We start from the raw sequence: 19,867 nt of genomic DNA on the forward strand, positions 1-19,867 counted from the left end.
GAGACCTCGTCCCATGCGCCTGAACGTCTCCGCCTGGGCGATCCGCAAGCCCATCGGGCCCCTGGTCCTGTTCCTCGTGCTGATCGTCCTCGGGCTGGTCAGTTTCCGGGGCCTCGCCGTCACGCGCATGCCCAACGTCGACGTGCCCATCGTCTCCGTGGCGATCACGCAGGCGGGGGCGGCGCCGTCCGAGCTGCAGACCCAGGTGACGAAGTGGGTCGAGGATTCCATCGCCGGCGTGCGCGGGGTCAAGCACATCACCTCGGCCATCACCGAGGGTTCGTCCGTCACCACCGTCGAGTTCCGCCTCGAGGTGAACACCGACCGGGCCGTCAACGACGTCAAGGACGCGGTCTCGAAGATCCGCATCAACCTGCCGCGCACCATCGACGAGCCGGTGATCAGCCGCGTCGAGATCGCCGGCCTGCCGATCCTCGTCTACGGCGTCACCGCCCCGGCCATGACCCCCGCCGACCTGTCCTGGCTCGTGGAGGACAAGATCGCCCGCACCCTCCAGGGGGTGAAGGGCGTCGGCGGCGTCGAGCGCGTCGGCGGCGTCGCCCGCGAACTGCGCGTGGTGCTCCAGCCCGACCGCCTCCTGGCGCTCGGCATCACGGCGGCGGACGTGAACCGGCAGTTGCGCCTCACCTCCGCCGACATGGCCGGCGGGCGCGGCGAGGTCGGCGGACGTGAGCAGTCGATCCGCACGTTGGCCGCCTCGCGCACCCTGCGCGACCTCAAGGCCACCTCCATCGTGCTGCCGGCGGGCCGCAAGGTGCGCCTCGACGACCTCGCCACCGTGGAGGATTCCATCGAGGAGCCGCGCACCTTCGCGCGCTTCAACGGCAATCCGGTGGTGGCGTTCACGGTCTCGCGCGGAGCGGGCGCCAGCGATGCCGAAGTCGCGGTGGGCGTCGAGAAGAAAATCGCCGAGTTCCAGGAAACCTATCCCGACCTCCTCTTCGAAAAAATCGATTCGTCGGTCTCGGCCACCCTCGGCTCCTACGATTCGGCCATGCACACCCTCATCGAGGGCGCGGTGCTCGCCGTCATCGTGGTGTTCCTGTTCCTGCAGGACTGGCGCGCGACCCTCATCGCCGCCGTCGCCCTGCCGCTCTCGGTGTTCCCGACCTTCTGGGCCATGGACGCCATGGGGTTCACCCTCAACGGCATCAGCCTGCTGGCCATCACCCTGGTGACGGGCATCCTCGTCGACGACGCCATCGTCGAGATCGAGAACATCGTCCGGCATATGCGCCTCGGCAAATCGCCCTACCGCGCCGCCATCGACGGCGCCGACGAGATCGGGCTCGCGGTCATCGCCATCACGGCGACGCTGATCGCGGTGTTCGCCCCCGTGTCGTTCATGGGCGGGATCGCCGGGCGCTACTTCATGCAGTTCGGCCTCACCATCGCGGTGTCGGTCTTCATGTCGCTTCTGGTGGCACGCCTGATCACACCGATGTTGGCTGCCTATTTTTTACGCGATCAGGGTCACGCCGAAGCGCAGGACGGCCCGGTGATGCGCCTCTATGTTCGCCTCGTCGGCTGGTCCGTGCGCCATCGCTTCATCACCCTGGTCATCGGTCTGGCACTGTTCGCCGGGTCGCTGGCCTCCACGCGGCTGCTGCCGTCGGGGTTCGTGCCGAAGCAGGACAACGCCCGCACCCTCGTCATGGTCGAGCTCGCCCCCGGCGCGCGGCTGGCCGACACCATCGCGGCCTCCGACCGGGTGGCGGCGCGCATCCGGGCGCTCCCCGAGGTGGTTTCCGTCTTCGTCGATGGCGGACGGCAGGTGGGCGGCAAGAAGGAAACCCGGCTCGCCAGCTTCATCGTCAACCTGACGCCGAAGAACCGGCGCGCGAAGAAGCAGGGTGCGTTGGAGACCGAAATCGCGGCGCTCATCGCCGAGGAGCCGGACATCCGCTCCTGGACCCTTCGCGACAGTGGACAGCGCGACCTCGCCCTCGTCGTCGGCGGGCCCGACCCGGAGGTGGTGACCGAAGTCGCCGCCCGCCTGCAGCGTGACATGGCGGCGATCCCCCACCTCGTCTCGGTGATGTCGACGGCGCCGCTCAACCGCACGGAGGTGCGCATCCGCCCGAAGGAGGGCTCCGCCGCCGATCTCGGCGTGTCCACCGATGCCATCGCCGAGACCGTTCGGGTCGGCACCATCGGGGACATCGGCCTGAACCTGGCGAAGTTCAACGCCGCCGACCGTCAGGTGCCGATCCGGGTGCAGCTGCCGGAAAGCGCCCGCGGCACCGTCGCGCGCCTGGAAAACCTCAAGGTGCCGGCCAAGAACAACACCGCCGTGCCGCTGGCCGCCGTCGCCGACATCGAGCTCGGCCAGGGGCCGGGCGCCATCGACCGCTACGACCGCGTCGTGCGTGTCGCCGTGGAGGCCAACATGGAAGGGTCCGACGCCCTCGGCTCCCTGATCCAGCAGGCCCTGGAGACGCCCACCGCGAAGAACCTGCCCCCGGGGGTGACCATCCGGCAGACGGGTGACGCCGAGATCATGGGCGAGGTGTTCTCGGGGTTCCTCATGGCCATGGGCGCCGGGATCATGATGGTCTACGCCGTGCTGGTGCTGCTGTTCGGCTCGTTCCTGCAGCCCCTGACCATCCTGTTCTCCCTGCCCCTCTCCATCGGCGGCGCGATCCTCGGCCTGCTCGTCCTCAACATGCCGATCTCCATGCCAGTGGTCATCGGCATCCTGATGCTCATGGGGCTGGTGACGAAGAACGCCATCATGCTGGTGGACTTCGCCGTCGAGGAAATGGCCCGCGGCGTCGATCGGGTCACCGCCATCGTCGAGGCCGGCCGCAAGCGCGCCCGCCCCATCGTGATGACGACGCTGGCCATGGCCGCCGGCATGGTGCCCTCCGCCCTGGCCCTCGGGGTCGGCGGCGAGTTCCGCGCCCCCATGGCGGTGGCGGTGATCTCCGGCCTCATCGTCTCGACCCTGCTGTCCCTGGTGTTCGTGCCGGCGGTGTTCCTGCTCATGGACAGCCTCGGCAACGTCCTGGGCCGCCTGCTCGGCCGCCTCGTCGGCGCCCGCGACGAGGCCCCGGAGGGCGCGGCGTCCCACGGCGCCTGAGGCGACGCCCGCCCGCTCGACCCGGGGACTTCACCGCCGGCACGGGATCCACGCCGTTCGAAGGACCGATCCGGAAGGATTGGGGCCGGCGGCGTGAGGCACAACGGGCTCCAACTCCTCTCGGGAAAGGATCGCGGTGAGGTGTGCGGGTCAACCGGACGGGTCTCAGACCTCGCCGGGTCCCTCTCCCTCCAAGAAAGACCGCCCGCGATACGTACGAATAGCGGGTCGTCGAGGATCGACGGCGGTCTGCCATCCTCGACATCTCAAATCGGTTTCTCGGCCCCGGCCCGCCGGGCTGGCCGGTGGATTGCATACGGTATCCCGTCCGGGCCCGGCCCGCCGAAGGAACCTGTGTGCGCATGATCGATTCAGTGACGCGTCGGACCAAGCTCTCCCGCTTCAACAAGCGCCTCCTCGCCGCGACGCTCCTGTCGGGCCTGATGACCCCGGCGGCCTTCGCGCAGGGCGTCCTCAAGATCGGGATGACCGCCTCCGACATCCCGCTCACCACGGGCCAGGCCGACAATGGCGGCGAGGGCATGCGGTTCACGGGCTTCACGGTCTATGACGGCCTCATCAACTGGGACCTGTCCTCGGCGACGAAGCCGTCCGTGCTGGCGCCGGGGCTCGCCACGAGCTGGACCGTGGACCCGGCCGACAACACCAAGTGGACGTTCAAGCTGCGCGATGGCGTGACCTTCCACGACGGCTCGCCCTTCACCGCCGAGTCGGTGGTGTGGAACCTCGACAAGCTCTTGAAGACCGACGCCCCGCAATTCGATCCGCGCCAATCGGCGCAGGGGCGCTCGCGCATTCCGGCGGTGGCGAGCTACCGGGTCGTCGATCCCCTGACCGTCGAGATCACGACGAAGAACCCCGACGCGACCCTGCCCTACCAGATCGCCTGGATTATGATCTCGTCGCCGGCCCAGTGGGAGAAGCTCGGTAAGAGCTGGGACGCCTTCGCCAAGACGCCGTCGGGGACGGGGCCGTGGCAGATGACCCTGTTCGCCCCGCGCGAGCGCGCCGAGATGGTCCCGTTCAAGGCGTACTGGGACAAGGCCCGGGTGCCGAAGCTCGACAAGCTCGTGCTGGTGCCGCTCCCCGAGGCCAACGCTCGCGTGGCGGCCCTGCGGTCCGGTCAGGTCGATTGGATCGAGGCACCGCCGCCCGACGCCGTCGCCTCCCTCAAGGGGGCGGGCTTCGGCATCGTCACCAACGCCTATCCGCACAACTGGACTTGGCACCTGTCGCGGGCCGAGGGCTCACCCTGGAACGACATCCGCGTGCGCAAGGCCGCCAACCTCGCGGTGGACCGCGAGGGCATGAAGGAAATGCTCAATGGCCTGATGATCCCGGCCCAGGGCTTCATGCCGCCGGGCTCGGCTTGGTTCGGCCACCCGACCTTCAAGCCCGGCTACGACCCGGAGGCGGCCAAGAAGCTCCTGGCCGAGGCCGGCTACGGCCCCAACAAGCCCATCGTGACGAAGATCCTCATCGCGCCGTCCGGCTCGGGGCAGATGCAGCCCCTGCCGATGAACGAGCTGATCCAACAGAATCTGGCCGACATCGGCATCAAGGTCGAGTTCGAGGTGGTGGAGTGGAACACCCTCATCAACCTGTGGCGGGGTGGATCGAAGGCCGAGATGTCGCGCAAGGCCACGGGGATGAACTTCTCGTACTTCGTCCAGGACCCGTTCACGGGCTTCATCCGCCACCTGCAGTGCAATCTCGCGGCGCCGAACGGCACCAACTGGGGGCATTACTGCGACCCCGAGATGGACAAGCTGTTCGACGAGGTCCGCACCACCTTCGATCCGGTTGCGCAGACCAAGGTGCTGGAGAAGGTCCACGAGAAGTACGTCAACGACGCCCTGTTCCTCATGGTGGCCCACGACACCAACCCGCGGGCCATGAGCCCCAAGGTGAAGGGCTTCGTCCAGGCGCAGAACTGGTTCCAGGACTTTTCGCCGATATCGATGGCGAAATGATCGGGCCAGTGATGACCAGGGCCGCACGCATGAACCCTCCCCCCCCTGCGGGGGCGGGTGGCCCGCACGCGAGCGCGGATCGGGAGAGGGGAGGAACGCTTCCGGAGAGGTCGCCCCCTCTCCCGCCTGCTCCGCAGGCACCCTCTCCCGCAGGGGGGAGAGGGTAAAGACCATGCTGAGCTTCATCCTCCAGCGCCTGCTCACCGTCACCCCCGTGGCCCTCGGCGTCAGCGTCGTGTGCTTCCTCCTCGTCCACCTCGCGCCCGGCGACCCCTTGAGCGCCGTGCTCCCCGTGGACGCGACGCAGGAGACCATCGACGCCATGCGCACGGCCTACGGCTACGACAAGCCGCTGCCGCTGCAGTACGTGATCTGGCTTTGGCACGTGCTCCAGGGCGATCTCGGCATCTCCATCGCCACCGGGCGCCCCGTGGCGCAGGAGGTCGGCCGGGCCGTGGTCAACAGCCTGATCCTCGCATCGGTGGCGACACTCATCGGCTTCACCTTCGGCATGATCTTCGGCTTCGTCGCCGGCTACTTCCGCAACTCGATCCTCGACCGCCTCGCCTCGGCCGTGTCGGTGTTCGGGGTCAGCGTGCCGCATTACTGGCTCGGCATGGTGCTGGTCATCGTGTTCTCGGCCCAGCTCGGCTGGCTGCCGCCGACGGGCGCCGGCCCCGACGGCTCGGGCAACTGGCGGCCCGATCTCGAGCACCTGCGCTATATCATCCTGCCGGCGATCACGATGTCGGTGATCCCCATGGGGGTCATCGCCCGCACCGTCCGGGCGCTGGTCGGCGACATCCTCGCCCAAGACTTCGTCGGGGCGCTGCGGGCCAAGGGCATGAGCGAGTTCGGCGTGTTCAAGCACGTGGTGAAGAACGCCGCGCCGACCGCGCTGGCCATCATGGGCCTCCAACTCGGCTACCTCCTCGGCGGCTCGATCCTCATCGAGACGGTGTTCGCCTGGCCGGGCACGGGCTTCCTGCTCAACGCGGCGATCTTCCAGCGCGACCTGCCCCTGCTCCAGGGCTCGATCCTCGTCCTGGCGATGTTCTTCGTCGCCCTCAACCTCATCGTCGATGTGGTCCAGACGGCCCTCGACCCGCGCATCGAGAGGGGCTGATGGCCAACACCCTTGCACCAGCCATCGATGTCGCCGGCGGGGCCCCCCCCGCCCCGGCGGCCCCCGACGCCTTCGTGGCCTCGCGCGGGTTCTGGGGGCAGGTCGGCCACAAGCTCGTGCGCGATCCCGTGGCGATGACGGCGGCCTGCGTCATCCTCGCCATCGTGGCGATCGCGCTGCTGTCGCCGTGGATCACCCCCATGGACCCCTATCGCGGGTCGATGGTGCGCCGCCTCAAGCCCATCGGCGACGCCACCTACATCCTCGGCTCGGACGAGCTCGGCCGCGACATGTTGAGCCGCCTGATGATGGGCGGGCGCCTGTCCCTGTTCATCGGCGTCACCCCCGTCATCCTCGCCTTCGTCATCGGCTCGGGGATCGGCATTCTCGCCGGCTATGTCGGCGGCTGGGTCAACACCGTGCTCATGCGCACCGTGGACGTGTTCTTCGCGTTCCCGTCCGTGCTGCTGGCCATCGCCCTCTCGGGCGCGCTGGGCGCGGGCGTGTTCAACTCCATCGTCTCGCTCACCTGCGTGTTCGTGCCCCAGATCGCGCGGGTCGCCGAGAGCGTCACCACGCAGATCCGCTCGCGCGACTACGTCGACGCCGCCCGGCTGTCGGGCGCCTCGACCCTGACGATCCTGCGGGTGCAGGTGCTCGGCAACGTGCTCGGGCCGATCTTCGTCTACGCCACCAGCCTCATCAGCGTGTCGATGATCCTGGCCTCGGGCCTGTCGTTCCTCGGCCTCGGGGTGAAGCCGCCCGAGCCCGAATGGGGCCTGATGCTCAACACCCTGCGCACGGCGATCTACGTGAACCCCCTGGTCGCGGCTCTGCCGGGACTCGCCATCTTCATCGTCTCGATCTCGTTCAACCTGTTCTCGGACGGGCTCCGGTCCGCCATGGAGGTGAAGTCGTGAGCACGCCGATCGGACTCCCCACCGTTCCGCAGGACCGCGACCGGGGCGGCCCGGCCCAGCCGCTGCTGTCCATCGACGGCCTCGTGAAGCATTTTCCCGTCAAGAAGGGCTTGGGCGGGAAGAAGGCCGTGGTGCGTGCCGTCGACGGCGTCGATTTCAACATCCTCAAGGGCGAGACCCTCGGGATCGTCGGCGAATCCGGCTGCGGCAAGTCCACCACCGCGCGCCTCATCATGGGGCTGATGCCGCATGACAAGGGCGAGTTGCTGTTCGACGGCGAGCGCATCGGCGGCCGGGCGCTGCCCTGGCGCGAGTTCCGCGCCCAGACCCAGATGGTGTTCCAGGACAGCTACTCGTCCCTCAACCCGCGCATGACCATCGAGGGCTCCGTCGCCTTCGGGCCGCGGGTGCACGGGGTGCCGAAGCGTCAGGCCATCGAGCGGGCGCGCTCGCTCTTGGCCCGCGTCGGCCTGGAGCCGGCGCGCTTCGCCGCGCGCTATCCCCACGAACTCTCCGGCGGCCAGCGCCAGCGCGTGAACATCGCCCGCGCGCTGGCCCTGGAACCGCGCCTCGTGGTCCTCGACGAGGCGGTCTCGGCCCTGGACAAGTCCGTGGAGGCGCAGGTGCTGAACCTGCTCATGGACCTGAAGCAGGAATTCGCCCTCACGTATCTGTTCATTTCCCACGACCTGAACGTGGTGCGCTTCATCTGCGACCGGGTCGCGGTGATGTATCTCGGCCAGGTGGTCGAGATCGGCCCGGCCGACACGGTGCTGGCGAACCCCGCCCATCCGTACACGGCGGCGCTCCTGTCCTCGATGCCGTCCATGGACCCGGATGCGCGGACCGAGGTGGCGCCCCTCGCCGGCGATCCGCCCAACCCCATCGACCCGCCGCCGGGCTGCCGCTTCCACCCGCGCTGCACCCTGGTGGAGGACGTGTGCCGGGCGACCGCCCCGCCGCTCGCCCCCGTCGATCCGGTCCACCGTGTCGCCTGCCTCGCCCGCCAGCCGGGCTCCGGCCACTCCGCCGCCCCCGCCCTGTCGGTGGCCGCATGAGCAGCGGACTCGCAAAAGAACCCGCCGTCGCCATTCGCGGCCTGAAGGTCGTGTTCGGCGGCGTGGTCGAGGCCGTGGACGGGGTCGACCTCACCCTGGAGCGCGGGCAGGCCGTGGCCCTCATCGGCGAATCGGGCTCCGGGAAAAGCGTGACCCTCCGCGCCATCATGCGCCTCAACCCCGAGCGCAAAACCCGGATCGACGGCGAGATCCTCGTCGCTGGCCAGGACGTGATGAAGCTGTCGTCACGTGCCTTGCGCGCCTTGCGCGGCCGCGAAGTGGCGATGATCTTCCAGGAGCCCCTTCTCGCCCTCGACCCGGTCTACACCGTGGGCAAGCAGATCACCGAGGCGATCCGCCAGCACGAACGAATCGGGGTCGAGGCCGCGCGCCGGCGCGCGCTCCAGCTATTCGAGCGCGTGCGCATCCCCAGCCCCGAGCGGCGCCTCGACGCCTATCCGCACGAGATGTCGGGGGGCATGCGCCAGCGCGCCATGATCGCCCTGGCGCTGGCCTGCCGGCCGCAGGTGCTGCTCGCCGACGAGCCGACCACCGCGCTCGACGCCACGGTGCAGATCCAGATCCTGCTGCTCCTGCGCGAGCTGCAGGCCGAACTCGGCCTCTCGACGATCTTCGTCACCCACGACCTCGGGGCGGCGGTGGAGGTCGCCGACCGGATCGCCGTGATGTATGCCGGCCGCATCGTCGAGGAGGGCTCGGCCCGCGACGTGGTGCTGAACCCGCACCATCCCTACACCATCGGCCTCATGCGCAGCCGCGCCGACGGGGCTTTGGCCAAGGGCTCGCGCCTGAAGACGATTCCGGGCTCGCCCCCCGACCTCGCCAACCGCCCGCCGGGCTGCCCGTTCGCTCCGCGGTGCTTCCTCGCCGAGGACCGCTGCAGCGTCGACGCCCCGCCGGACGTCGCCGTCGATTCCGGCCACCGGGCGGCGTGCTGGCGTACGGAGGCGGCGCACGCCGCGTTCCAGGGCGACCGGGCGCGGGTGCTGGAAGCGGCGGTTTGATCGGCTGAGCCGCGATCAAACCCGACCCGATCGAACCAACAATAAGGAGCCCCCATGGGCACGGCACGGCACAACCTGCGGGTCGATGGAGCGCGCCTGTGGTCCAGCCTCATGGAGACGGCGGCGTTCGGGGCGACGCCGGCGGGCGGCATCAACCGCCTGACCCTGTCGCCGGAGGACGGGCAGGTCCGCGACTGGTTCCGTAACGCCTGCGAGGCGGCGGGGCTGACCGTCGGTACGGACGAGCTCGGCACCCAATTCGCCCTGCGGCCCGGCCGAGACAGCACACGGCCGCCCGTCGCCACGGGCTCGCACCTCGACACCCAGCCCACGGGCGGGCGCTTCGACGGGATTCTCGGCACCCTCGCGGGGCTGGAGGTGGTGCGCACCCTCAACGATGCCGGCATCGAGACGGAGGCGCCGATCCTCATCGTCAACTGGACCAACGAGGAGGGCTCCCGCTACGCCCCCGCCACCATGGCGTCGGCCGCCCATGTCGGCACCTTCACGACGGCCGACATTCTGGCCCGCACGGATGTGGACGGGGTCAGCGTGGCGGACGCGTTGGACAAGCTCGGCATCGCCGCCACCGAGCCGACGGGGTCGCGCACCATCGGCGCCTTCGTCGAACTCCACATCGAGCAGGGGCCGATCCTCGAGGCGGAGGACAAGACCATCGGCGTGGTCGAGGGCGGCCAGGGCATCCTTTGGTTCGACGGCACGATCACGGGGTTCGAAAGCCATGCCGGCACCACACCGATGCCGCGCCGGCGCGATGCCTTCGCGGGTCTCGCCGAGGTGGCGCTCGCCGTCGAGCGCATCGCCCGTGCCCATGGCCCGAGCGCCGTCGGCACCCTCGGCGAGGCGGTGATCGGAGCGCCGTCGCGCAACGTCATCCCGGGCCGGGTCCGCTTCACCCTCGACATCCGCGACCCGCGCGCCGCCACCCTCGACGCCATCGACGCCGAACTGCGTGCCGCCCTCGCGGAGATCGCCGGACGGCGCAATCTCGGCTTCACCCTCGATCTGGTGTGGCGCCAGGAGCCGGTGCCGTTCGACCCCGGCATTGTCGCGCTGATCGAACGGGGCGCGGACAGCCTCGGGCTGCCCCATCGCCGCATGGTCTCGGGCGCCTCACACGACGCCTGCAACCTGGCCCTGAAGGTGCCGACCGCGATGATCTTCGTGCCGTGCAAGGACGGAATCAGCCACAACGAGGCGGAATCGGCGACGCAATTCGACTGCACCGCCGGCGCGGATCTCCTGTTGCAGACCCTGCTGACCCTGGCGAACGCGCCCGTTACGCCGCCGCGGGCCTGAGCGAAGCCCAACTCCGCCATCCCGAAGGGATCAACCGGAGTTGGCATGAGCCCTCAGCCGCGTTCCAGGGCGTCCACCGTCTGCGCCCGCAAACCGTCCGGCAGGGCGATGAGCGAGCCGTGGACGGGGTCCGTGCGGTTGTAGGTGGTGGGGCGGCCCGAGAGGTCGCTCACCGAGCCGCCGGCCTCGCGCAGGAGCAGGTCGGCGCCGGCCAGATCCCAGTCGCGGGCATCCGACGAGACGAGTCCGACATCGATGGAACCGTCGGCGACGCGGGCAACGCGCAGGGCCAGGGACGGCACCCGCTCGACCACGACGAAGTCCGGCTTCACCCCGTCCCGGGCGCCGCCGCGCGCGAGCCTGTCCATCATCGGCTTCGGGCCCGTCACCCGCGCCCCCGCCAAGGTCGCCTGCGCCGAGGCGCGGATGGGCTCGCCGTTCCGGGTCGCCCCGAAGCCGGCAACCGCCTCGTAGAAATGCCCGCTCACCGGCGCGTGGACGAAGCCGAGCACCGGCTGGCCGCCGGACAGCAGCGCCACGGAGATCGACCAGTCCGGGTGCCCGGTGAGGAAGGCGCGCGTCCCGTCGATGGGATCGACGATCCAGACGAGGTCGGCCTTCAGGCGCAGGGCATCGTCGGCCGTCTCTTCCGAGAGCCACGCCGCCGCCGGCAGCAGGGCGCTCAGGCGGATCTTGAGGAAGGTGTCGACGGCGACATCGGCCTCCGTCACCGGCGAGCCGCCGGCCTTCGACCAGATCCGCGCGCCGGTCTGCTCGCCCGCCCGGTAGAACGGCAAGGCGAGACCGGCGGCCTCGCGGATCGCCTCGCGCAGGGCCGGCACAAGGGCCTGAGCGTGAGCTTGGGCCGCATCCGGTGTCATCGTGGCGGGCATGCGGCTCCAGTCGGATCGGGTTCGGGCGGGGGACGAGGCTGGGGACGAAGCACGGAAGATGCCGGGCGGCGTGGCGATGCGCCGTGCATCCGTCGTCGAAGTCACTCTAAGGTGCTCGTCCGGTCGCCACAAGGATTGCCGCGCAGAGGTCGATACGCTCGGATCCCGAACATCGACGCAAGGAACCGTTGAGCATTCTTGGCAAGAGGGGCGCGTCCATATTCGCTTAACGCTCACTCTTAAGGTGGTTGGAGGAGGTTAGACGCAATTCTGCTTGTCATAGACGGACGGTCCGACAGAGGCCGTTGCCACCGACAGGGTGCCCCGGTGATGAACACTTTCGCAAACACGAACCGCGCCTCGGCCGATGCCACGGGCCAGGACGACACGCTCCCGACGATGCCGGCCTTCGTCGCCGCCCGCCTGCCGGTGATCGGCCGTACCGGCACCGTCCGGCCCACGGGCATCGCCCTGGCGTTCTCGGACGACGCCTCCGACGCGTGCGGCGAGGATCGGTTCGACCTGCTCCTCGTCGGTGCGGACGCCGTCGTCATCAGCCGCCTCGGCCCGTTCTGCGAGGACGAGGTCGTGGCCCTGTGGCGCGACGTGGCGGACACGTCCGGCCTCGCCCGGATGATCGTGAAGGAGGATGGCGGCCTCGCCGCGGTCTCGCGCCAGCTCGGCCCCGTGGCGCTCGGCCTCACCCGCACCCGCCGCCGCCACGGCCTGCTCTCCGGCCGCCGCCCGCGCTTCCTCGTGCGCCGCAAGACCGGCTCCCTGCCCGTGCGTCCCCTGATCCATCGCGGCGAGAGCGAGATCGCCTGCGGCGGCGTCTGCTGAGGATTACGCCGTCCAGACCCGCAGGGCGGCGTCGAGGGCGAGCCCCGCGAACAGAATCAGGCCCGCGTCGCGGTTCGATCGAAACAGCCTGAGGGCGCCGCGCCCGTCCCCCGCCTCGAGGCGGACGGTCTGCCATCCGAGATGGGCGGCGAACCCGGCGACGCCGAACAGACCGACCACGCCCGCGCCCGCGCTCCAGGCGGCGAGGCCCACGAGCCCGGCGGCGGCGGCGTAGCAGGCGCCGATGGCGACCTTCAGGCGCGGTCCGAAGGTGCGCGCTGAGGAGCGGATGCCCGCGATGGCGTCGTCCTCGATGTCCTGCACGGCGTAGATCGTGTCGTAGCCCACCACCCACGCGATGGTGCCGGCGTAGAGCAGCCAGGCCGGGGCATCGAGGCGGCCGAACACGGCGACCCACCCCATCAGCGCGCCCCAGGCGAAGGCGAGACCGAGCACGAGCTGCGGCATCGGCATCACGCGCTTCATGAACGGGTAGATCGCCACGGGCGCGAGGGACGCGATCCCGACCACGATGGCGTCGGCGTTGAACTGCAGCAGCACGAGGAGCCCAACGAAGGTCTGGGCGACCAGGAACACCGCCGCGTGGCGGGCGCGTACCTGCCCCGAGGGAAGCGGGCGCGAGCGGGTGCGTTCGACCTGCGCGTCGAGGTCGCGGTCGGCGATGTCGTTATAGGTCGAGCCCGCCCCGCGCATGGCCACGGCGCCGACGAGGAACAGGGCGAGATGGACCGGGTTCGGGAACGCCGCACCCGACGCGATGGCGGCCAGAGCCGCCGACCACCAGCACGGCAGCAGCAGCAGCCACCAGCCAATGGGCCGGTCGATGCGGGCGAGGCGCAGGTAGGGGCGGGTGCGCCGCGGCGCCCATCGGTCGACCCAGTGGCCGGCGACCGCATCGGCGACGGGGCGCTCGGACGGGGGGACGGTCACGCGCATGCGGGACCGGCGGCGTGACGGGAGCGGTTCATCCCGCGGCGTATGGCGGGCATTGCCCCGGCGACACAAGCCGTCGGGATCGCACGGTCCGGAATCGCGCGGTCAGAGCGCGCCCTGGGGCATCTTCATCGCGCCGGTGAGGCCGGGGCCGCCGAGGAGGCCACCGCCGCCGCCGCCGTTCTGAGCCTGGGCACGGCCCTGGGCTTCCATCTTGGCGGCCTGGGCGGCGATGCCGCAGATCTTGGTGCGGATGCCGCCGACCTTGAGGTGATCGGCCTTGAAGCCCTCGGCGAAGGAATCCGGGATCGAGCACCACTCCTTGTTGGCGGTGATCCACTTCATCCCCTCGGAGCCGTTGGTCTGGAGCCTGCCGAACAGGGCGCAGGCCTCCTGCGGGGTCATCTTCTTCTTCGAGTTCGAGGCGGAATTGGCCTTGGCCACGAGGTCCTTGCGCGCCTGGAGGGTCTTCTGGATCTCGCCGCACTCGACGCTCTGGGCAAACGCCGGAGCCGCGACGAGCAGGGGGCCGGCGAGGGCGACGGCGACCGTCGCGATGATCTTGAACGACATGCTCTGACTTCCCTTGAGTCTCCCCGACGCCCCGGCGGGAGCTCTGCCCCTGACCGCCGACGCGATGGCCCGATCCGCTGCGGGACGTGGCGCGATCCGCGCGCTTCGACCCCGATTCGTGTTTCGCCATAGGAATGTGGCGCTATTCGAGTCGCAAACCGGCCTGTTCGATCGGGCGTGGGCAAACTTCGTAAAGATCGCGCCTGTGCTCTTCCCGCAACAAACCGCGCGTTGACAGCGGTCGAGCGCCACGCGACCACCGCCGCCATGGCCGCCTACGATTTTACCGCCCCCCGTCTCCACGTCGAGGCCGACCTCGCGCCGGACGCGGTCCTGCCCCTCGACCGGGCGCAGGCGAACTATCTCCTCAACGTCCTGCGCCGGGGCCCGGACGACCCGGTGCTCCTGTTCAACGGCCGCGACGGCGAGTGGCGCGCCACCCTGGCGCAGAGTGGCCGCAAGAGCGCCGATCTCGTGGTCCGCGAGCGGACCCGCGCCCAGACGCCACGGGCCGACCTGCATTACCTGTTCGCCCCCCTCAAGAGCGCGCGCCTCGACTACCTCGCCCAGAAGGCCGTGGAGATGGGGGCCGGTACCATCCGGCCGGTCTTCACCCGGCGCACGCAGGGCGAGAAGCTCAACGTCGAGCGCCTGCGCGCCAACGCCATCGAGGCGGCCGAGCAGTGCGGCATCCTCGCCCTGCCGGAGTTTCCGGACGCCGTGCGGCTGCCCGCCGCACTGGCCGATCTCGCGCCGGAGCGCCTGCTAGTGTTCTGCGACGAGGACGCCCCCCTGTCCGATCCCATCGCCGCCCTGCGGGGAGCGGCCGACCCCGCCGCCGCCCCGCCCCTGGCCGTGCTGGTGGGCCCCGAGGGCGGCTTCGCGCCGGAAGAACGCGCCCTGATCTTAGGCCGGCCCAACACCGTTGCCCTGTCCCTTGGACCCCGCATCCTGCGGGCCGACACGGCGGCCGTCGTGGTGCTCGCCCTGGTGCAGTCGGTGCTCGGGGACACACGCTGACACGGCGCGCCGTCGCGTCCGTTGTTCGCACAGCGGGCGTGGACTAAGGAGGCGGCATCCCGATGGGGCTTCCGCGACCCGAGGTCGGGCCTGCCTCTCACCCGAACGATTTCACCACGAGGCCAGCGCATGGCGCGCGATACGTCCGACACGACGCCGCTGACGACGCGGGACGAACTGATCGCGTGGTTCGCCGAGGGCGAGAAACCGCGCGCGCGCTTCGCCATCGGCACCGAGCACGAGAAGGTGCCGTTCTACCGCAACGGCAACCGGCCGGTTCCGTATGCCGGAGAGGCCGGCATCCAGGCCCTCCTCGAAGGTCTCGGCCGCGAGACCGGCTGGGAGGCCATCGAGGATGCGGGCCACCTCATCGGTCTGGCCGGCCAGGAGGGCGGTGCCATCTCGTTGGAGCCGGGTGGGCAGTTCGAGCTCTCCGGCGCGCCGCTCGCCGACGTCCACGCCACGGAAGCCGAGTTGCGCACGCATCTCGATGCGGTCAAGCGCGTGGCCGAGCCCCTCGGCATCGGCTTCCTCGACCTCGGCATGAGTCCGAAATGGACCCGCGAGGAAACCCCCGTGATGCCGAAGAGCCGCTACAAGATCATGGCCGGCTACATGCCGAAGGTCGGGACGCTGGGCCTCGACATGATGCTGCGCACGGCCACCGTGCAGGTGAACCTCGACTTCGCCTCGGAGGCCGACATGGTCGCCAAGATGCGCGTCGCCCTGGCGCTCCAGCCCGTGGCCACGGCGCTCTTCGCCAACTCGGCCTTCACCGACGGGCGGCCCAACGGTTTCCTGTCGCGCCGCTCGGAGATCTGGCGCGACACCGATCCCGACCGCACCGGCATGCTGCCCCGCGCCTTCGCGCCGGGCTTCGGCTACGAGGCCTATGCCGACTGGCTGCTCGACATGCCGATGTACTTCGTCAAGCGCGGCGAGACCTATCACGACGTCTCCGGCGCCTCCTTTCGCGATCTGATGGCCGGCACGCTGTCCGCCCTGCCGGGCGAGCGCGCCACGGTGTCGGACTGGGCGAACCACGCCTCCACGGCGTTTCCCGAGGTCCGGCTCAAGCGCTTCCTCGAGATGCGCGGCGCCGACGTCGGCGGTCCGGAGATGATCGCCGCCCAGGCCGCGTTCTGGGTCGGGCTGCTCTACGACGACGCGGCCCTGGCCGCCGCCTGGGACATCGCCAAGGGCTGGACCGACGCCGACCGCGAGTGCCTGCGCGCCACGGTGCCGCGCCTCGGCCTCGCCGCCCGCATCGGTGGCCGACCCCTCGGGGCGGTGGCCGCCGAGGCCCTGGCCGTGGCGCGCTCCGGCCTCGCGGCCCGGGGCCGCCGCGACGCGCAGGGGCAGGACGAGACCCGCCACCTCCAGCCCCTCGAGGCCATCGTCGCCGCCGGTCGCTCGCAGGCGGAGGTGCATCTCGCCGCCTACGAAGGCCGCTGGCAGCGTTCCGTCGAGCCCGCCTTCACCGAGTGCGTCTTCTGAACCAGCCGTCGCCTCACGGGAGCGTGCAGGCTTGACTGTGTTCGTTCGGGAACGGTTCAGGCGCGATGCCGTTCATAGGCACATTGGATCGCCAGACGGAGAAGTCTCGCATGTCGCGCATTCTGTCCCTCGCCCTCGCCGGCACCACAGCCATCGGCCTGTCCGCCGGCTCGTTCACGGCTGCCCAAGCGGCCCCGTTCCCGGCCCTGAACGCCGGCCAGATCGCCGGTGAGCGGGCGGGCGTCGAGAACGTCCGCTGGCGCGGCGGCTACGGCGGCGGCTATTACGGCGCCGGCTACGGCCGTGGGTATGGCCGCGGCTATTACGGCGGCCACCGTCGCGGCCCCGGCATCGGCGGCGCCCTGGCGGCGGGTGCCGCCCTCGGCATCATCGGCGGCGCCATCGCGGCGAGTCAGGCGCCCCGCTACGGCTACTACGACCGCGGTTACGTCGGCGCCGGCTACGGCTACGGCGCCCCCGCCTATGGCTACGGCTACGCCCCGGCCTACGGCTACGCCGCCCCCGCCTACGGTTACGCGCCGGCCTACGGATACCCCGCCTACGGTTACGGCTACTGAGGTTCGGACGGCCCGGTGTGTGTCACCGGGCCTCGACCCTGATAAGACCCGTCGATGGCCCCGCGCCGCCGGCGGGTTTTTTGCGCCGTGACTCCATTACGAAAGTCCATGTCCGCCGAACGCTCCGACGTCACCGAGCTCGATCTCTCGGGCCTCAAGTGTCCGCTGCCGGTCCTGCGCACGCGCAAGGCCCTCGGCGGCCTGCTCCCCGGCGCGACTCTGGCGGTCCTGAGCACGGACCCCCTCGCGGCCATCGACATTCCGCACCTCGTGCGCAGCGAGGGCGATTCGCTCCTCGGCCAGGAACGTCGGGACGGCGCGATCCGCTTCGTCATCCGGCGTATGCCGCGCTGAGGCGAGCGTTGCCTCACGAATCCCTGCCTCAATCGTGCGACAACGCGCTGGTAAGGCCCCCGCGTCGGCCGTTCCTGTCCGGACGGCGAGTGGGGAAAAAGCATGGCGCCAGTCATCCGTGGCACGCGGATCCTGCATGACGGTTGGAGCCGGTTTCTCGTTGCCGAGGTGACGATGCCGGACGGGACGCGTCTGGCCCGCGAGATCGAGGATCACGGTCGGGCGGTGGCGGTGCTGCCCTACGATCCGGCCCGCGGCGTCGCCCTCCTGGTGGAGCAGTTCCGGCCCGCCGCCCTCTACGCCGCCGGGACCGAATCCGTCCTCGAGGTTCCAGCCGGCCTCCTCGACGAGGCCGATCCCGAGGAAGGGGCGCGGCGGGAAGCCTACGAAGAGGTGGGCGTCCGCCTCGGTGCCCTGGAGCGGATCACCTGCGGCTGGAGCATGCCGGGCATCTCGACGGAGCAGATGGACCTGTTCCTGGCTCCCTACGGCACCGACGACCGCTCCGGCCCCGGCGGCGGCCTGGATGCCGAGCACGAGAACATCACCGTGCACGAGATGCCGCTCGCGACCCTGGCGATCATGAGCGACACCGGCGCCATCACCGACATCAAGACGCTGCTTCTCGTCTACGCCCTGCGCCTGCGCCATCCCGAGCTGTTCGCAGCGTCCTAAGGCGGGCGCCGACGTCCTACGTCGTTGCGTAGTGATTCGTTGCGCCTCCCCGCGACGGGAAACGGAGTACCGTCGTGGTTGATCGCATGCCGAAAGCCGCGCGGTCTCCGAGGGAGACCGGCGGCGATGCAGGGAATGCCATCGGGGATGGGAAGACGCGCCCGTCGGGTGACGAACCGGAGCGCGGAGCGGATCGGGGCATGGCCCGCGAAACGAGCCGCGCCTTCGGAGGGCGTGCCGGACGCTTACGCGTGCTCGCGGAGGGCCACGGCCTCGGGGGCCATTCCGAAACGCTCGGCGAGGTGCCAGCGCAGTTCGCGGGGCGAATGGTAGTTGTAGGAGGTGTCGATGAGATGGCTCAGGTCGGTCGTCTTCGTACCGCGCGTCGCGGACTGCTTGAGACGATCCACCCGGAAGGTCGCCGCGTCGGTGACGGGCGAACGGACGCTGCGGCGTCGGGTGTATTCGAACAACATGTGTTTTCTTGTGTACTTTCAGGTGTCGTGATGTGCGGGACCCCTTGCGGGTCCGGTAGCGTCGCTTGATGTGGCGGGAAGCCGGATCGATGCGGCGTTCCTTCCCGGAACGGTCATCGATGGTCGGCGGTGAAGGGTTCTCGCGAGAACCGTTGGTGACGCCAGCCCTGAGGGCTGGCGCCGAGGGCGTCAGGCCGCCTGGAGGTTGCCAGCCGAGTCCTTGCCGCTGCGCTTGTCCGTCTGGATCTCGTAGGAGATCTTCTGGCCCTCGATGAGGTTGCGCATGCCTGCACGCTCGACGGCAGAGATGTGGACGAAAACGTCCTTGCCGCCATCGTCAGGCTGAATGAAGCCGTAGCCCTTGGTCTCGTTGAACCACTTAACAGTGCCGGTATTCACGTATAGATCCTCGTATCGTTCGTCGATCGACGGCCCATGTCCAGGGACATGAAACCGCAAATCCTCTTCGTAAAACGTCCTGACGGGGATCAGCAGGACGTGAAACGCTTGGTCTTACAAGCGCCCGGCTCACCGATACCCGCTGAGATGATATGTAGTCGGTTCCTGCGGCCGCAACAAGGCAGGACGGGTCCCCGGCGCGCTCGGGCGGCCTGCGGCAATGCCGCCGACCGCTGGGATTCCGGTGCGTCCCGGTGCATATAAGAGTTCGGGTCCAGGCAGTTAGAGCCGCCCACGGACACCTCCGTCGCGTCCCGCCTCGCCCGTGGGAGATCTGTCGCGGACCGGGGTTTGCGTGGGCCGTTCGGTGGCGATGCGGTTAGGCGGTTCATGGCGGGCATTTCGGTTTCCCTCGAAGGTGCGAACATCCAGCTCTCCTTCCAGAAGGACGATCAGGCGACGGCAGTGGTGATGGATGCGCGCGCCGCCCGCGCCCTGGTGCGGGCGGTCGGCCACCTCCTCACGGCCATCGACGAGCCGGACGACACCGATGGCCCTGAGGACATGAACGACGAGGACATGGCCATGCTCGACGTGACCTCCTCGGCCATCGAGGTCGGCACCGACGAGCAGGGCCAGGCCGTGGTCGCCCTTCAGGCCGGGGCGCTGCCGCCGTTCCAGCTGCGCCTGACGGACGAAGAGGCCCGCCACGTGGTGACGAGCCTCTCCGAAATCCTGAGTGCGCCGCGCGACGTTCGCGCGTCGCACGGAGATCACTAACTACATGCGGACGCCGGGATCGGTGGGGCCGCCCGGCAGATAATCCGGCTCGGAGCCGGGACCGGTGGGCTCGTCGATGCCCGGATCATTGACCGGATACGGCGTGCGGGGACCGGTGGGGCCGATATCCGGCTGTTCGTCGGGCGGCGGAGGCACCGGCAGATCGCCGGGAATGCCACCGGGCAACGGTTCGGGGATCGGTAGGCCGGGGTTGGCCATGCGGAATCTCCTCGGGTGGGGCTGTGCTGACCAACACATGCCCCCTGGGGAGGGTTCCGAGAC

The 19,867-nt window shown here is 69.9% G+C and carries 20 protein-coding genes; 14 read left to right on the plus strand and 6 right to left on the minus strand.

The features are described 5' to 3' along the window. Window positions 1–13: 13 nt before the first annotated feature. The 7 genes from ASF28_RS05600 (at window position 14) to ASF28_RS05630 (ending at window position 10,546) form a co-directional block, all read left to right on the plus strand. Window positions 14–3,103: an efflux RND transporter permease subunit gene (locus tag ASF28_RS05600; protein WP_056088734.1), complete on the plus strand. Its 3,090-nt coding sequence runs from the start codon at window positions 14–16 to the stop codon at window positions 3,101–3,103. 443 nt (window positions 3,104–3,546) lie between these two features. Then, a complete protein-coding gene (locus ASF28_RS05605) occupies window positions 3,547–5,097 on the plus strand; it encodes an ABC transporter substrate-binding protein (protein ID WP_244474957.1) in 1,551 nt (516 codons plus the stop codon). Window positions 5,098–5,269: 172 nt separating this feature from the next. Further along, window positions 5,270–6,223 carry an ABC transporter permease gene (locus ASF28_RS05610; RefSeq protein ID WP_056088741.1) on the plus strand — a complete coding sequence of 318 codons (954 nt, stop codon included), beginning with the start codon at window positions 5,270–5,272 and terminating at the stop codon, window positions 6,221–6,223. Beyond that, window positions 6,223–7,143, plus strand: a complete 921-nt coding sequence (locus ASF28_RS05615; RefSeq protein WP_056088746.1) for an ABC transporter permease — start codon at window positions 6,223–6,225, stop codon at window positions 7,141–7,143. Before ASF28_RS05610 ends, ASF28_RS05615 begins: the two co-directional genes overlap by 1 nt. Next, the gene (locus ASF28_RS05620; protein ID WP_200912646.1) at window positions 7,140–8,201 is read left to right on the plus strand and encodes an ABC transporter ATP-binding protein; all 1,062 of its coding nucleotides are present in this window, start codon (window positions 7,140–7,142) and stop codon (window positions 8,199–8,201) included. Before ASF28_RS05615 ends, ASF28_RS05620 begins: the two co-directional genes overlap by 4 nt. Further along, the gene (locus ASF28_RS05625; protein WP_056088750.1) at window positions 8,198–9,226 is read left to right on the plus strand and encodes an ABC transporter ATP-binding protein; all 1,029 of its coding nucleotides are present in this window, start codon (window positions 8,198–8,200) and stop codon (window positions 9,224–9,226) included. The genes ASF28_RS05620 and ASF28_RS05625 overlap by 4 nt, the downstream gene beginning before the upstream one ends. 54 nt (window positions 9,227–9,280) lie before the next feature. After that, window positions 9,281–10,546: a Zn-dependent hydrolase gene (locus ASF28_RS05630; protein WP_056088753.1), complete on the plus strand. Its 1,266-nt coding sequence runs from the start codon at window positions 9,281–9,283 to the stop codon at window positions 10,544–10,546. A 53-nt stretch (window positions 10,547–10,599) separates the two neighbouring features. On the opposite strand, the gene ASF28_RS05635 is transcribed toward ASF28_RS05630, so the two are convergent. Then, on the minus strand, window positions 10,600–11,439 hold the full coding sequence (locus ASF28_RS05635; protein WP_157085379.1) for a 3'(2'),5'-bisphosphate nucleotidase CysQ: 840 nt from the start codon (window positions 11,437–11,439) through the stop codon (window positions 10,600–10,602). Between the two features lie 330 nt (window positions 11,440–11,769). On the opposite strand from ASF28_RS05635, the gene ASF28_RS05640 reads away from it, so the two are divergent. After that, window positions 11,770–12,279 (plus strand): DUF6101 family protein, encoded by a 510-nt coding sequence (locus ASF28_RS05640; protein ID WP_056088756.1) that lies wholly within the window; start codon window positions 11,770–11,772, stop codon window positions 12,277–12,279. A 3-nt stretch (window positions 12,280–12,282) separates the two neighbouring features. Here the strand turns inward: ASF28_RS05640 and ubiA are convergent, their stop codons facing one another. Further along, window positions 12,283–13,236: a 4-hydroxybenzoate octaprenyltransferase gene (gene ubiA, locus ASF28_RS05645; protein ID WP_056088759.1), complete on the minus strand. Its 954-nt coding sequence runs from the start codon at window positions 13,234–13,236 to the stop codon at window positions 12,283–12,285. Window positions 13,237–13,338: 102 nt separating this feature from the next. Then, a complete protein-coding gene (locus tag ASF28_RS05650; protein ID WP_056088762.1) occupies window positions 13,339–13,806 on the minus strand; it encodes a hypothetical protein in 468 nt (155 codons plus the stop codon). Window positions 13,807–14,073: 267 nt separating this feature from the next. On the opposite strand from ASF28_RS05650, the gene ASF28_RS05655 reads away from it, so the two are divergent. The 5 genes from ASF28_RS05655 to ASF28_RS05675 all read left to right on the plus strand — a co-directional run bounded on the left by ASF28_RS05655 (window position 14,074) and on the right by ASF28_RS05675 (window position 17,930). Continuing rightward, a complete protein-coding gene (locus ASF28_RS05655; RefSeq protein ID WP_056088765.1) occupies window positions 14,074–14,826 on the plus strand; it encodes a 16S rRNA (uracil(1498)-N(3))-methyltransferase in 753 nt (250 codons plus the stop codon). A gap of 129 nt (window positions 14,827–14,955) precedes the next feature. After that, window positions 14,956–16,323, plus strand: coding sequence for a glutamate--cysteine ligase (locus ASF28_RS05660; RefSeq protein ID WP_056088769.1), 1,368 nt, complete (start codon window positions 14,956–14,958; stop codon window positions 16,321–16,323). A 110-nt stretch (window positions 16,324–16,433) separates the two neighbouring features. Continuing rightward, the gene (locus ASF28_RS05665) at window positions 16,434–16,901 is read left to right on the plus strand and encodes a hypothetical protein (RefSeq protein WP_056088772.1); all 468 of its coding nucleotides are present in this window, start codon (window positions 16,434–16,436) and stop codon (window positions 16,899–16,901) included. Between the two features lie 108 nt (window positions 16,902–17,009). Next, window positions 17,010–17,255 carry a sulfurtransferase TusA family protein gene (locus ASF28_RS05670; RefSeq protein ID WP_056088775.1) on the plus strand — a complete coding sequence of 82 codons (246 nt, stop codon included), beginning with the start codon at window positions 17,010–17,012 and terminating at the stop codon, window positions 17,253–17,255. A gap of 102 nt (window positions 17,256–17,357) precedes the next feature. Next, on the plus strand, window positions 17,358–17,930 hold the full coding sequence (locus tag ASF28_RS05675; protein WP_056088778.1) for an NUDIX domain-containing protein: 573 nt from the start codon (window positions 17,358–17,360) through the stop codon (window positions 17,928–17,930). Window positions 17,931–18,175: 245 nt separating this feature from the next. On the opposite strand, the gene ASF28_RS05680 is transcribed toward ASF28_RS05675, so the two are convergent. Together ASF28_RS05680 and ASF28_RS05685 are read right to left on the minus strand one after the other, a co-directional pair. Then, entirely contained in the window at window positions 18,176–18,406 is a 231-nt protein-coding gene (locus ASF28_RS05680) for a hypothetical protein (protein WP_056088781.1), read from the minus strand. 189 nt (window positions 18,407–18,595) lie between these two features. Next, window positions 18,596–18,805: a cold-shock protein gene (locus ASF28_RS05685; protein ID WP_055956856.1), complete on the minus strand. Its 210-nt coding sequence runs from the start codon at window positions 18,803–18,805 to the stop codon at window positions 18,596–18,598. A 390-nt stretch (window positions 18,806–19,195) separates the two neighbouring features. Here ASF28_RS05685 and ASF28_RS05690 point away from each other — a divergent pair, with 390 nt between their 5' ends. Next, complete coding sequence (locus ASF28_RS05690; protein ID WP_056088784.1) at window positions 19,196–19,585, plus strand: hypothetical protein; 390 nt, start codon at window positions 19,196–19,198, stop codon at window positions 19,583–19,585. Here ASF28_RS05690 and ASF28_RS05695 read toward each other — a convergent pair whose 3' ends face one another. Beyond that, window positions 19,586–19,804 carry a hypothetical protein gene (locus ASF28_RS05695; protein WP_056088790.1) on the minus strand — a complete coding sequence of 73 codons (219 nt, stop codon included), beginning with the start codon at window positions 19,802–19,804 and terminating at the stop codon, window positions 19,586–19,588. Window positions 19,805–19,867 lie beyond the last annotated feature (63 nt).

The sequence above is a fragment of the Methylobacterium sp. Leaf99 genome (genome assembly GCF_001422375.1).
In the GTDB taxonomy this organism is placed as follows: Bacteria; Pseudomonadota; Alphaproteobacteria; order Rhizobiales; family Beijerinckiaceae; genus Methylobacterium.

Coding starts and splice junctions, on each gene's coding strand:
- ASF28_RS05695 (WP_056088790.1), bottom strand. CDS start 19,804: ATGGCCAACCCCGGCCTACCGATCCCCGAACCGTTGCCCGGTGGCATT.
- ASF28_RS05665 (WP_056088772.1), top strand. CDS start 16,434: ATGTCGCGCATTCTGTCCCTCGCCCTCGCCGGCACCACAGCCATCGGC.
- ASF28_RS05675 (WP_056088778.1), top strand. CDS start 17,358: ATGGCGCCAGTCATCCGTGGCACGCGGATCCTGCATGACGGTTGGAGC.
- ASF28_RS05660 (WP_056088769.1), top strand. CDS start 14,956: ATGGCGCGCGATACGTCCGACACGACGCCGCTGACGACGCGGGACGAA.
- ASF28_RS05680 (WP_056088781.1), bottom strand. CDS start 18,406: ATGTTGTTCGAATACACCCGACGCCGCAGCGTCCGTTCGCCCGTCACC.
- ASF28_RS05630 (WP_056088753.1), top strand. CDS start 9,281: ATGGGCACGGCACGGCACAACCTGCGGGTCGATGGAGCGCGCCTGTGG.
- ASF28_RS05670 (WP_056088775.1), top strand. CDS start 17,010: ATGTCCGCCGAACGCTCCGACGTCACCGAGCTCGATCTCTCGGGCCTC.
- ASF28_RS05615 (WP_056088746.1), top strand. CDS start 6,223: ATGGCCAACACCCTTGCACCAGCCATCGATGTCGCCGGCGGGGCCCCC.
- ASF28_RS05635 (WP_157085379.1), bottom strand. CDS start 11,439: ATGCCCGCCACGATGACACCGGATGCGGCCCAAGCTCACGCTCAGGCC.
- ASF28_RS05600 (WP_056088734.1), top strand. CDS start 14: ATGCGCCTGAACGTCTCCGCCTGGGCGATCCGCAAGCCCATCGGGCCC.
- ubiA (WP_056088759.1), bottom strand. CDS start 13,236: ATGCGCGTGACCGTCCCCCCGTCCGAGCGCCCCGTCGCCGATGCGGTC.
- ASF28_RS05640 (WP_056088756.1), top strand. CDS start 11,770: ATGAACACTTTCGCAAACACGAACCGCGCCTCGGCCGATGCCACGGGC.
- ASF28_RS05650 (WP_056088762.1), bottom strand. CDS start 13,806: ATGTCGTTCAAGATCATCGCGACGGTCGCCGTCGCCCTCGCCGGCCCC.
- ASF28_RS05655 (WP_056088765.1), top strand. CDS start 14,074: ATGGCCGCCTACGATTTTACCGCCCCCCGTCTCCACGTCGAGGCCGAC.
- ASF28_RS05610 (WP_056088741.1), top strand. CDS start 5,270: ATGCTGAGCTTCATCCTCCAGCGCCTGCTCACCGTCACCCCCGTGGCC.
- ASF28_RS05605 (WP_244474957.1), top strand. CDS start 3,547: ATGACCCCGGCGGCCTTCGCGCAGGGCGTCCTCAAGATCGGGATGACC.
- ASF28_RS05690 (WP_056088784.1), top strand. CDS start 19,196: ATGGCGGGCATTTCGGTTTCCCTCGAAGGTGCGAACATCCAGCTCTCC.
- ASF28_RS05625 (WP_056088750.1), top strand. CDS start 8,198: ATGAGCAGCGGACTCGCAAAAGAACCCGCCGTCGCCATTCGCGGCCTG.